This window comes from Bacteroides sp. D55t1_190419_B8, assembly GCF_015558905.1.
Lineage (GTDB): Bacteria > Bacteroidota > Bacteroidia > Bacteroidales > Bacteroidaceae > Bacteroides > Bacteroides vicugnae.
On record NZ_JADMOU010000002.1, the window covers coordinates 388,523 to 401,125 of the forward strand.

General features: G+C 42.6%; 8 protein-coding genes. 2 read left to right on the forward strand and 6 right to left on the reverse strand.

The genetic code is table 11. The features are described from left to right. Positions 1–5: 5 nt before the first annotated feature. The 3 genes from I2I13_RS03635 to I2I13_RS03645 all read right to left on the reverse strand — a co-directional run bounded on the left by I2I13_RS03635 (position 6) and on the right by I2I13_RS03645 (position 6,562). Positions 6–3,071 (reverse strand): TonB-dependent receptor, encoded by a 3,066-nt coding sequence (locus I2I13_RS03635; protein ID WP_195648800.1) that lies wholly within the window; start codon positions 3,069–3,071, stop codon positions 6–8. 530 nt (positions 3,072–3,601) lie between these two features. Continuing rightward, the gene (locus I2I13_RS03640; RefSeq protein WP_148366817.1) at positions 3,602–4,519 is read right to left on the reverse strand and encodes an alkaline phosphatase; all 918 of its coding nucleotides are present in this window, start codon (positions 4,517–4,519) and stop codon (positions 3,602–3,604) included. 795 nt (positions 4,520–5,314) lie between these two features. Continuing rightward, positions 5,315–6,562 carry a DUF2264 domain-containing protein gene (locus I2I13_RS03645; protein ID WP_195648801.1) on the reverse strand — a complete coding sequence of 416 codons (1,248 nt, stop codon included), beginning with the start codon at positions 6,560–6,562 and terminating at the stop codon, positions 5,315–5,317. Between the two features lie 188 nt (positions 6,563–6,750). On the opposite strand from I2I13_RS03645, the gene I2I13_RS03650 reads away from it, so the two are divergent. Beyond that, positions 6,751–8,319, forward strand: coding sequence for a DUF4832 domain-containing protein (locus I2I13_RS03650; RefSeq protein ID WP_195648802.1), 1,569 nt, complete (start codon positions 6,751–6,753; stop codon positions 8,317–8,319). A 70-nt stretch (positions 8,320–8,389) separates the two neighbouring features. On the opposite strand, the gene I2I13_RS03655 is transcribed toward I2I13_RS03650, so the two are convergent. After that, positions 8,390–9,370 carry a calcium/sodium antiporter gene (locus I2I13_RS03655; RefSeq protein WP_195648803.1) on the reverse strand — a complete coding sequence of 327 codons (981 nt, stop codon included), beginning with the start codon at positions 9,368–9,370 and terminating at the stop codon, positions 8,390–8,392. Positions 9,371–9,496: 126 nt separating this feature from the next. Between I2I13_RS03655 and I2I13_RS03660 the strand changes: the two genes are divergently transcribed. Then, a complete protein-coding gene (locus tag I2I13_RS03660) occupies positions 9,497–11,347 on the forward strand; it encodes a mechanosensitive ion channel family protein (protein ID WP_195648804.1) in 1,851 nt (616 codons plus the stop codon). 18 nt (positions 11,348–11,365) lie between these two features. Here the strand turns inward: I2I13_RS03660 and I2I13_RS03665 are convergent, their stop codons facing one another. Together I2I13_RS03665 and I2I13_RS03670 are read right to left on the reverse strand one after the other, a co-directional pair. Next, positions 11,366–11,830: a hypothetical protein gene (locus tag I2I13_RS03665; RefSeq protein ID WP_195648805.1), complete on the reverse strand. Its 465-nt coding sequence runs from the start codon at positions 11,828–11,830 to the stop codon at positions 11,366–11,368. A 20-nt stretch (positions 11,831–11,850) separates the two neighbouring features. Beyond that, the gene (locus tag I2I13_RS03670; protein ID WP_195648806.1) at positions 11,851–12,504 is read right to left on the reverse strand and encodes a hypothetical protein; all 654 of its coding nucleotides are present in this window, start codon (positions 12,502–12,504) and stop codon (positions 11,851–11,853) included. Between the last annotated feature and the right edge of the window lie 99 nt (positions 12,505–12,603).

Sequence of the window (12,603 nt, forward strand, 5' to 3'; positions counted from 1 at the left end):
AGGCATTACAGGTTAACTTGTATTCCGAATGAGATGGTGCGGGGCAATGGATAACGTCCCTGGTCGATACCTCTTGAGAATACGTTGTAGTCAACACCGGCAACAGTACTTTCACCCAAATCCGGAGTATAACCCGAATATTTGGTCAGTGTGAATAGATTTTCCATTGAAGTGTATATTCTTACATTCTCAAGTTTGACTTTTTTGGTCAGGTTTTTGGGCAATGTATAGCCGATATCCAATGTTTTCAGACGCATATATGAACCATTCTCAAGCCATCTGTCGGAGTATGCCCATTTGTTGTCTGCACCATCTGTTTTAGAGAAGCGTGGAATATCGGTGTTCTGATTGTCCGGTCTCCACGAGTTTGCCAATACAGTGCTTATATTTCCGTTGAAGTTTCCTGATTCCAGGCGATAACGCGGATAATTATAGATTTTGTTACCTACCATACCGTCAAAGAAAAGGTTGAAGTCGAAGTTGTTCCACTCACCACCCAGTCTGACGCCGAAAGTGAAATCGGGGAAAGGGCTTCCTACATCATGCTGGTCGTCTGTATTAATCTTGCCATCACCGTTCCAGTCCTTGTAGCGGATATCGCCGACCTGGGCTCCGGGTTGAATGAGTTCGCCGTCTTTGTTCTTGTAATTGGCAATCTCTTCTGCCGAACGGAACAAACCGTCTGTTTCAATCAGGTTGAAATAGGACATGGAATGTCCTTCGGCAAACATATTGATACCACGACCACCGGCACCGTGTGCGCTATAACCGGAAATCATCAGATTCTGGCCGCCCAATGTGATTTTCGTTACTTCATTCTTGTCGGCAGCGATATTGGCACCTATATAATAAGTGAACTTATCTTTGATAGAACCCCGATAATTCACGGCAAATTCAAATCCCTTATTTCGTACCTGTCCTGCATTTTGGATCGAGTTTCCGCTGATACCGGTAGATGCGGTCGAGGGAATAGGCAGCAGTACGTCATTGGTGTTTTTCACATAAGCATCGGCAGTGAAAGTTAATTTTCCGTTCAGCAGGCTGACATCCAGACCGATGTTATATGTTTCTGTATTTTCCCATGTCAGATTGGCTGGTGAAATAGCCTGTACATAAGGCATGGAGCCAAACCATGGTGAATTGTTCGATACATAGTTCATTCCATCCGATACTACACTTTGCGTAGGATAGTAGCTGGTCATTTCCTGATTACCGAGTTTACCGTAGCTGAAACGTAACTTCAATTGGTCGAATACATTTTCCAACGGTTTGAAGAACTTTTCGCGGTTAATGTTCCATCCGATGGAAGCGGATGGGAATGCACCATATTGATGCCCTTTCTTGAAACGTGACGAACCGTCGCGACGGATGGAGGCAGAAAACAGATAGCGGTCGTCGAATGAATACATGACACGTCCGAATAGAGATACTAATGCCAGTTCATTCAGGCTGCTGGATGCTTTCAGGTTGGACGGATCCACATTGCCCGGCATTGTTTCTATGAATTGGGCCATATCGCTATTCTTTCCATATAAGCTGTGGCTTTTGTCTTTCTGCGCAGAGTAACCGGCGAGAAGTGACAGGTTGTGTTTGCCGAATGTACGGTCGTAGTTCAAAGTATTCTCTAAAACCCACGATTCCCAGGTGGATGATTTTTCTTCCAGGTCGGGTTTGTCATTCTTTCCAAATGTACCTAAATCGTATGCATCTGTATATTTGCGCCATTTAGTATGTTCTTTTCTGATACCTACGTTGAGCTTGTATTTTAATCCTTTGATGATTTCCGCTTGCAAATAGGCATTGAGGAAAATTCTGGTTGTTTCAGTTCGCTCATCATTGACTGTCATTTCTGCCAATGGGTTGGGTAAGTTGATATCGTTGGAAGTACCCCAGCCCCCTGAATTCGTCGGGTCATATACGGGTACAACGGAGGGAAACTGGAAGATGTCGAACATTGTATCCTGATGAATGTAGCCGCTTCCTTTTGTCATGTTTACAATCATCGATTCACCTATGGTTAATCGATTGTTCAGGAAAGAATAATCGCTCTTCAGGCGGATATTATAAGACTCATGATCTGTATTGCGCAATATACCCTCTTTGTTGAGATAACTTACGGATGAACTGTAAGAACCATTTTTCGAACCGCCGCTGATTGTAGCATTGGCTTTGTAGGTCATGGCGGTGCGTAACATTATATCCTGCCAGTCTGTACCCTCACCGATAAAAGGGGTTGCCCCGTTTTCTGATCCGTAACCGTCGCCCGCCAGACGATAATAACGTGCGAAACGACTGTATTCTTCTCCATTAAATACTTTTAGGGTTTTAGGGGTGTGGCTGATGCCTGTGAAGAAGTTGATATCCAATTTGGTTGGCATATCTTTACGGCCGCTTTTTGTAGTGATCAATACCACGCCACCTGCTGCACGTGAACCGTAGATGGCTGCTGCAGCAGCGTCTTTTAATACCTCGATAGAAGAGATATCATTCGGATCGACCATGCTGATGTCGCCGAATGCGCCATCAATTACATACAGTGGATTGTTGTTGGATAATGAACTGATACCGCGTACGTTGATTGTCATCGTTCCATTTGGATCACCGCTGGAACTTGCCACTGATACTCCGGGTATCTTTCCTTGTAATGCTGTCGCAGCATTGGAAGCAACCTGTCCGTTAAGCTCTTTGGCACTAACCGAACTTACAGCTCCCGAAAGATGGCTTTTTTTCACTGTACCGTAACCGATAACTACTACTTGTTCAAGAGCAATATTATCTTCTTCCATTGAGACGTTGATCGGAGCACCGGATGTAACTGCTCTCTCTATTTGTTTCATACCTATTGCTGAGAATCGTAAAATATCTCCTTGGTTTGTTTTGATGGAATATTTTCCATCCATGTCTGTTACTGTGCCGGTGTCCTTTCCTTTAATACTGACTGTAACTCCAGGTAGAGGTTCATTTGTTGCAGCTTCTGTAACTATACCTTTTATTTCAATATTCTGAGCAGCTAGTGGAATGCTAGTTATGCAAAGAAAAAGGAATAGTAGAAAATGAATTTTTCTTCTCATAATTTATTGTATTAGATTATAAACTCTGTTCAATTATTGATTGATCCATGGAAACCTCAAACAATAATTGGATGATGCAAAAGTATGGGATAATATAGTGATAGACAAGTATTATTTTATCCTATTCTAATACTTTTCTGTAATGTGGTATTAAAATATGCTTTTGTCCTTTTTTTAATGGAGGAATATAAATAGGTTATTATTAGAATGGGAAAGCGTATATCGATTAATGGATCTTATGTCGTGGCTTTTGATTGCTTTTTTATTATGTTATTAAGAGGCGAAGGTTAAAGGATATGGATTCTGATACAAATATTATTTTGTAATTAACAACAGTGAGAATCTTATTTTATTATTCTTGTAAAAAAGAACTAGGTTTTGACTTATGAAAAAGCCGCATAATATGATTTATTAACGAATGTAGTAAACAGATATAATAATATCAGAGATATACGACTATTGCTGGATTTTGTATAAAGTAAAAAGAGAAGCTAAATAGTGTCTAGCTTCTCTTTTATAATCTCAAAAAATTATTTGAAAACCGCCTTCATCGGTCTGCCAATCCAAACTTGTGGTTGTTCAAGATTGAAAATAGATGCTATTGTAGAAGCTACATCGTATTGCATCATACTTATGTCATCGAATCTAAGTCCTTTTTTGATATTCTTTCCGGAAATGATAAACGGAGTTTCCATTTCCTGCATTGTTTTTCCTCCGTGTCCTTTGTCAATACCTCCATGGTCAGCAGTTAAGATAAAAATGGTGTCATCCAGGATTCCTGCGTCTTTTACTGCCTGAACGATTTGGCCGACATAAGTATCCAGTTCTTTGAGCTTTTCATAATATGCAGGAGTGTCATGCCCTTCAGTGTGACCGGTATGGTCGGGACCATCGTAACAGATAGCAACCAGTGCCGGCTGTTTTTCTTTAATATAAGCAGATGCCATATTTCCTAATTCTTTAGGAGTTTTGTTGCAATCAGCAACGTGATAATGATAGCTCATGGAAAGAGTATCTACCAAATATTTAATCCCCTCCCATTCGTACAAGCAGCCGATTTCTGCTTCAGGACGAGCATCACGCAGCAATTGGAAAACTGTTGGGAAAATGCCATGCTGGTTTAATACTCGTGAGGGAAGTTCCGGAGTTTTAGAGCCCCACTCGGTATATCCGTGCAGTTCCGGTCCGGCTCCCATGAACATGGAAGCCCAGTTGATGGCACTGGACGAAGGAAGTGCGGAGCGTTTCTTTAATGTATAGGCTCCGTCCTCCATTAATTTTTTAACATTAGGCATATCCGCTTTGGGGAGACTGTATGCACCCCAGCCGTCCAAACCGATGAAGACAACGTGTTTGGCTTTGTCTTTTCCTTTGGCATTACAAGAATATGTGAAACAGAAGAGTAATGCGAATGTAGCAAATAAAGTGAAAAGGTTTTGTCTATTCATGATACTTTTATTTAAAGGGTTAATGTTTTATTCGTTGTTTAATGAGATGTTGTAACTGACGATAAGCAAAGGTAGGACTATTTTGAAAGGGAGACAAATATAATATTAGCAGATACTAATACTTTTTTTCTATTTCCTTTGAAACTACATGATTTGTTTTTTGATTTTCTTATTTGCTAGCTGATTTTCTGGAGAAAAAGGATGTACTATTAATATATGTAAAGAAAATACCATGAGGAATTTGTCTGTAATATTGACTATATAGTGATCTCTCTTCTTTGAATATGAATAAGCCTGTTGTTTTTATAGAGATAATATATTTACAGTTCTATAATAAATCAGAGTATCGTTTTTAATAAATAGTTGAAGAGTTTATTAAGAACGGTATTTGAGTTTATTAGAAACTATTTTTGATGAATATCAGAAATGTTTGTGAATTATATAAACAAAATGGGAGAAAATCAGTGCTGATCTTCTCCCATTCCTATTCTTATATATATGGAAATATATGCTTGATAATATGCTGCTATGTCTTGATATTTGTATATTTCATTTTGCTTTTCTTCTTTTTGTTTTCTCAAAGATACGAAATAAAACAGGGAAAGTCAAGAGTTTGGCTGCTATTAAACTATTCTCTTCTTTACTTGTTTCATTCACAACACAAAAAAGTGATATTTATTGATTTTCTTACTTATAAGAGATAAAACAAGGAGCTGTGTTACATGACAGTTTCCATTCGTAATGGATAATAGTTTCCAGTGCGACTGGAAACTATTATATAATGCTGATTATCAATTATTCCTCATGATAAGAATGATCTCTTGGAAAATCTTCTCCATCCCATGCCTTTTTCGAAGTCCAGGGCTGTGAAGCATCTGTCCAAAAGGGATCGTCGGCAGGAAGGCCTAACGGTAGAAAAGCAAGGGAAGCCATATATAAACTGCCATTGTTGGTGTAATAGTCTGAAATGCCGGGTTGGGAACCATTGAAACCTAGCGTGAGAAAATCTTTCTCATTGAAATTGCGGTTATTTCCAAACATGCGGTTGATGACGGCCGTCATGCCGGCACGTACTTGTCCGTTTGTCAATTCTTCAGGAAGCCATTTGCGCCAGGCGAGTAATGCCAGTGTTTGCAGTGAACCGGTGCGGTAAGTAATGGAACGTCCGACAACGGGCAGTGTTCCTTCCGGAGAGATGAGTCGTTCGAGGATCACTCCGAATCGCTGTGCACGCGTGATCGCTTTGTGGTAATCGCAGCCGGGCATGTTCCATATCTTTTTATGTTTGCCGGCTTCGGTGATAATTTCCAATGCTTCGATATACATGGGGTGTATCACGAAACTATTATAATAATCGAATGCGAAGTTGGGGCCATCCGAATACCAGCCGTCACCTACGTACCATTCTTCTATCTTTCGTAAAGAAGAACTGATACGATAGGTGTCGCTGGGTGCGCCTGCTTTTCGAAGAAACGATTCGACAGTTGCGCTGAACAGTAACCAGTTGCTGTATGAAGGGTCCACTCGTCGGAGCTGGGTAAACTCATTGATATATCGTTGTTTGGTAACACTGTCTAAAGGCATCCATAAAGCATCGTACCCTCTTAAAAAACTCTCTGCAATATACGCTGCATCAACTAAAGTCTGTCCTTCCTGACGCCACAGCAGATAATCCGGTGCTGCAGGGTCAACAGCCTGCTTATAGCTATTCAAAGCCCATTCCCGTAGCTGCTTGCGCTGTATGCCTTCTGCCGTATCATCATCCGGTAATGATAGCCAGGGGGCCACCCCTGCCATTAGTCGCCCGAAACATTCCATGTAAGTGACCTCTTTATTGCGACCATCCCATGTCGGACTTAGTTCTACAAGCATATTCTGTTTCAACAGACCATCACTCATATTCTTTAATACAGGGGTCGCCATCCGGTACATAATTTCACACCAGATTTCTCTATCGCTTTTTTCTGTTTTCTTTTTAGCAATTATATTTTCTGCCGGAAGCAGCAGAATGAAAAGTAAGAGTAGCCAATTTTGTTTTTTCATGTATTACCTTAATTTTTGAGATGCAGGCAAAGGTAGGGCAATTCCTGTCGTGGGACAAATACAATCTTAGCATTATCCAATACTTTTGCATTATTTATCCCAAACTGATACTTTACTGTGCGAAATGAGTGATAACGGATGGTCGTGTTTCGATTTGTTATATATTTGCCGGCAAACAACATATTACTATGAAGAAGAACTGGATGTATGGCAGTGTAATAGCTGCTTTATTTGCCTTGTTGGCAAGTGGATGCGGTGATTCCCGGCAGACTGTTGAGTTTCGCGGAATCTGTGTCGATGATTTACACGGTGAGAATGGGCTCTATAATCCCGGAAGAGGATTCCGGCTGGAGACAGCGGTAGATGTGCTGCATGAAAAGGATAGCCCTACAAAAGAGCTGGTAGAATTGTCGGAAAAATATGTGGCGGATAGTGTTTCGCTGGCTCAAAGCTATTTCTATCTTACCTATTTAATCGGTGAAAAACTATCGGAGGAAAACTTCCTGACCATGCAGGCGTATTTTGATGAATTGCAGAAGCAGGGAAAGAAAGCCGTATTGCGTTTTGCTTATGAAAGAGATTTCATGGGAAGAGCTGCCGTTGGCCCCACCGGCAAACAGATTCTGGAACATCTGGACCAGCTGAAACCTTTCTTGGAGAAGAATAAAGATTTGATTCTGGTGGTGCAAGCCGGAATGATTGGAGCATGGGGCGAATGGCATAGCTCTATTCAGGGGCTTGAGAACTCGGAAGAGACAAAGGCTGCGGTATTGGAAAAATTACTGTCAGTAGTGCCTGAAGGCAGAAATGTGCAGGTGAGACTTCCGGAATTTAAAAACTTGTTGAAAGATAAACCGGAACTGTATAAAAGGCTTTCATTCCACGATGATTTTATCGTCATACGACCTGATAGATGGGATGCCGACATGCACGAAGGGACTGCCAAATTCGATCAAATCGTAGCAGAATCTCCTTATCTGGTAGTAGACGGAGAACTCCCCTGGGGATTCTGGAGCGTAGGAGCCGATCCCGACAGCCCGTCTGCCGGATGGATTATTGACGGACTGCAAGCAGCGAGACGTCTGTTCCTCCAGCATTATACTTCCTTGAGCGTTATCCATAATTATAAGGAACAGCATCCTAATAACAGATTTGATGAGAATAATCCTCCCGAATATTCCATGATTGTCTGGAAGAAGACAATGATAACGGAAGATTCTCTTCGCCAGCATCTCATGCCTGTGTCCGACAGCTATTTCCGGAAACAGGACGGAACGAAAGTGAAACGCAATATGTTCGATTATATACGCGACCATCTAGGCTATCGTATAGAATTGCAATCCCTTCAATTACCGGATCATCTGCAAGCAGGAAAAGAGAACCAACTGACTCTGAACCTGGTGAACAGAGGTTTCGCCACCGTCTTCGGAGAACATCCGGTTTATTTTGTATTGATTGATGATAAAGGAAAAGTGACAGAGCTCCTGACTGAAGCCAGTCCGTTGGATTGGCAACCTTTCCAACCGGGTGATATATTATGTAGACCATTGACACATTCTGTAGAACAAGCTGTTCAGTTACCCGGTTCAATGGCTGCCGGAGAGTATAAACTAGGTCTGTGGATACCTGATGGTTCAGATCGGTTGAAGTATAATCCCCGTTATGCTATCCGTTGTGCAAATGGGAATACTACTTGGTGGACATCTGCCGATGGAAAATATGGTGTAAATATACTGACGACTGTCGAGGTGAAATAAATATCAGAGTTTAATTGGCTAGTGGGAATAAAAGGCTTCCGGTGTTACTGCCGGAAGCCTTTTATTATTTTCAGGTATTATAAATCAATACCACCGTATATGCCACATAACAAAGTATCATAATTCCTCCTTCAATTCTCGTAATGGTCCTTTTTGCAAAGAACAGCCCGAATAACCAAAGCAGAATACCGGAACCTACTAACGTAAACAGGTCGAAATTGGTGATTCCGCTAAGACGGAGAGGCGTGATGCTCGCGCTACACCCTAGTACAAAGAAAATATTGAAGAGGTTACTACCGATTACATTTCCGATGGCAATCTCCGGATTTTTCTTTAATGCGGCAACGATAGACGTAGCCAGTTCCGGAAGAGAAGTACCTCCCGCCACCAAAGTCAGTCCGATAATCGATTCGCTGACACCCAGGTTGCGGGCGATGCCCGTGGCACCGTCGACAAACAACTGACCTCCAAAAATAAGTGCAGCCAGACCTCCGATGATATAAAGAATGGATTTCCACCAAGGGAGTGATTTGATTTCTGTCTCCTCTTCTATGGCCGGATGTCCGGCATCTCCCGTTGTGGCAGGCTTGGAAGCGATGGCAAAGGTGTAGCCCATGAAAATGATAAAGAAGCAAAGCAACAGCAAACCGTCTACCCTGTTCAGGATATTTTCTGAGGCTTTATCCAGAAAGACGTCATTGGCACAGATCAGCAGGACAATAGAAGAAAGTACGCAGAGTGGTATCTCTTTTCTAAGTGTATTGCGGGTGATGACAATCGGGGCAAATAATGCCGTGCAGCCCACAATCATCAATGTATTGAAAATGTTGCTTCCCACTACGTTGCCTATGGCAATATCCGCACTGCCTTTGAGAGCAGAAGATACACTGACCGTCAGTTCAGGGGCGGAAGTGCCGAATGCGACAATGGTAAGACCGATCACGATGGGAGGAATGCGGAAACGTTTGGCTACCGAGGCGGCACCGTCTGTTAATCCGTTAGCTCCTAGAAGAATGAGGATTAATCCCCCGATGAGTAGCAATATATTCATGGTTTTTCTCTTTTAGTGGCAAAGATAATCAATTTGGAAATGGTAATGTCAAAAACAATCCGTATGTTTGCTCTGTTTTTAATGAAAAGTTTGATTAACCTTAATTATAATCAAGGAATATAAGGTATGGAAAAAAATAAAATAAAGCGGTCGTTACTGGTGTTGTTCCTTTCTTTCCTGGCAATCGGGGCGCAAGCACAGCTGGAACAGGCTGTCAAGAAGATATTTGCCGGAGATACAATAACGAACGGACATGTTCCTTTGAGACGGGATTCGGATTCTATCCATCTGGCGAATATGCGGAAATCATTGGAAGAAGCCCGGCTCAACGAGGCGAATATGCGGATGGAAATGGAACAGATGAAGCTACAGATGGCTTCCGCCGACTCCGTAAAATATGCCCAGCAGAGACAGCGTATCGACTCTTTACGCCAGTTCACTAAAGGAGTGCCGGTAGTGGCGGACGGCGATACCTTATTTTACCTTTTTACCAAACGCGGAGGATATACTCCCCAACAACGTGCTCAAATGACCGGTGCGGCGATTGAAGAAATAGGAAGACGCTTTAATCTACGCCCCGATTCTGTTTCTATCGATCATTCGGACATTGTTTCCGATTTGATGTACGGCAGCAAAGTGCTGCTTTCTCTTACCGATCAGGATGCTTTGTGGGAAGGCATCTCACGTGATTCGCTGGCTAAAGAAAGACAGCAGAATGTCATTACCAAACTGCATGAGATGAAAGCGGAGCACGGACTTTGGCGAATGGCAAAGCGTGTGCTCTATTTTGTGTTGGTGATTGTGGGACAGTATTTCCTGTTCCGCCTGACCAACTGGTTATTCCGTAAACTGAAAGCGCGTATCCTACGTCTGAAAGATACGAAGATAAAACCGGTATCTATTCAGGGATATGAATTGCTGGATGCGCAGAAACAGGCGAATCTGTTAGTATTCCTGTCCAGTATCGGGCGGTATATACTGATGGGATTGCAGCTACTGTTTAGCGTACCGTTAATTTTCATCATCTTCCCGCAGACAGAAGGACTGGCATATCAACTGTTAGGGTATATATGGAATCCGATTCGCGGTATTTTTGTGGGGATTATCGACTATGTTCCCAAGTTGTTCACCATTATCGTTATCTGGTATGCCGTGAAGTATCTGGTGCGTCTCGTTCTGTATCTGGCGCGTGAAGTGGAAGCAGGACGGCTCAAAATCAACGGATTCTACCCGGACTGGGCGATGCCGACTTTCCATATCGCCCGTTTCCTGCTCTATGCATTTATGATTGCGATGATTTATCCTTATCTGCCGGGCTCCGATTCCGGTGTGTTCCAAGGCATTTCGGTATTCGTCGGATTGATCGTTTCATTGGGATCAAGTACGGTGATCGGTAATATTATCGCCGGACTGGTGATTACTTATATGCGTCCGTTCAAGATGGGCGACCGGATCAAGTTGAATGATACCACGGGAGATATTATTGAAAAGACTCCTCTTGTTACCCGTATCCGGACACCCAAGAATGAGGTGGTGACCGTACCTAACTCATTTATCATGTCGTCTCATACGGTAAATTATAGTACCTCGGCACGTGAATATGGACTGATTATTCACTCGGAAGTATCTATCGGTTATGATATTCCTTGGCGACAGGTTAATCAGATTCTGATTGATGCTGCATTGAACACTCCCGGAGTGGTAGATGATCCGCGTCCGTTTGTGTTGGAAACCTCTTTAAGCGACTGGTATCCGGTCTATCAGATCAATGCATATATCAGGGAGGCAGATAAAATGGCACAGATTTATTCGGATTTGCATCAGAATATTCAGGATAAATTTAATGAAGCCGGCATTGAAATTATGTCGCCGCACTATATGGCTGTACGGGATGGAAATGAAACAACCACTCCCAAAGAGTATCAGAAAAGTAACAATCCTTCCAATAAAGCGGGGGAAGAAAATAAACCTGAATAGTTATTACTGTCGCCGCCGTTATTGCTGTTGTGTTGTATAATGAATATCAAAACGTCCGTTAGTCAGACGTTTGCCGTTGCCGAAGGTTGCACTGATAATATTCAATTCTGGGTCGAAATGGCTTATAAAAGCTGTTCCGTCTTCCAGTTCTTCTCCTCTGAACCGTATATCGGTGAGAGTTGCTTCTTTGCCTTCTTTGGGGGATAAAATGGTGAAGTGTATGTTGATGTCAGGCTTGACGGAAACATTGACGGATAGTTTGTCCTCCTCCGGATAGTAGTGGAATGAATCATACGTCCATACATACGAGTGTCCCCAATTCAGGTATCGTCCTCCCACATAAATCCATCCGTCCATCAGACAGCCAAAGGTGTTGGCACCTGTAGTGGTGGCAGGAGGTAAAACTGTGATGTCGATCGATTCGTCTTCCGTACAGCTCCAAAAGCTGATGATGGAGAAAAGAATAAGTATATATTTCTTCATAGTGCTTTTTTTAGTGAATGTTAGAAATAATAGGATAATCCCGAAGTGATATTTATTCGTGTGAGGTTAGCATCAGCATTGCCATCGAGTTTTACAATGACCTTTTCTCCATGATAGTGGGTTCTCATTCTGAGTAGTTCGCTATACATATATTGTACTCCTAAACTGACTCCCAGATTGGGATTCAGCTTATAGGTAAGATTGGCATTGGTCAGGAGACCAATAGTAAAGGCTCTCACTTTTCGTGCTTTGCCGAATACCTCACTGTTGTTTCGTAGAATGACTCCACCGGGACCGGTTGTTACCCGGATTTGCCAATGCTTGGTGTTGGCATTACACATTCCGATTTGAGTGCCGATGAAATGAACCCATAAATGATCCTTCCCTTCCGGATGACTTCCTTTGGAAGAAAATCCGGAGTAGATTCCTCCAAAGACAAAACGTTTGAGAGGGCGGAAATTATATTGTCCATCCCAGCTTACGCCTTGTGCGAGTGTACGTTGGTAACTGTGGGTACTCAACGTGAGTGTGGGAGGGTGATGGAACATAACGCCATAGCCCGCGTGAAAAGAGAACTCGTGTCGCTCAAAATCTCTCTGTGAGAAAAGTGGAGTGTGGCAGGACAGGGTGAGTGCGATTAGTAATAGAATCGCTTTTACGGGTGTTTGATTCATCTGGATTAGTTTAGATTGTGTTTGTTATGTAGGTCGGCGGCATTGCTGCCGCTTTCCCCATTAAGAACTGTACGTGCGACTTTCACCGCATACAGCTCC

Coding starts and splice junctions, on each gene's coding strand:
- I2I13_RS03635 (WP_195648800.1), bottom strand. CDS start 3,071: ATGAGAAGAAAAATTCATTTTCTACTATTCCTTTTTCTTTGCATAACT.
- I2I13_RS03640 (WP_148366817.1), bottom strand. CDS start 4,519: ATGAATAGACAAAACCTTTTCACTTTATTTGCTACATTCGCATTACTC.
- I2I13_RS03645 (WP_195648801.1), bottom strand. CDS start 6,562: ATGAAAAAACAAAATTGGCTACTCTTACTTTTCATTCTGCTGCTTCCG.
- I2I13_RS03650 (WP_195648802.1), top strand. CDS start 6,751: ATGAAGAAGAACTGGATGTATGGCAGTGTAATAGCTGCTTTATTTGCC.
- I2I13_RS03655 (WP_195648803.1), bottom strand. CDS start 9,370: ATGAATATATTGCTACTCATCGGGGGATTAATCCTCATTCTTCTAGGA.
- I2I13_RS03660 (WP_195648804.1), top strand. CDS start 9,497: ATGGAAAAAAATAAAATAAAGCGGTCGTTACTGGTGTTGTTCCTTTCT.
- I2I13_RS03665 (WP_195648805.1), bottom strand. CDS start 11,830: ATGAAGAAATATATACTTATTCTTTTCTCCATCATCAGCTTTTGGAGC.
- I2I13_RS03670 (WP_195648806.1), bottom strand. CDS start 12,504: ATGAATCAAACACCCGTAAAAGCGATTCTATTACTAATCGCACTCACC.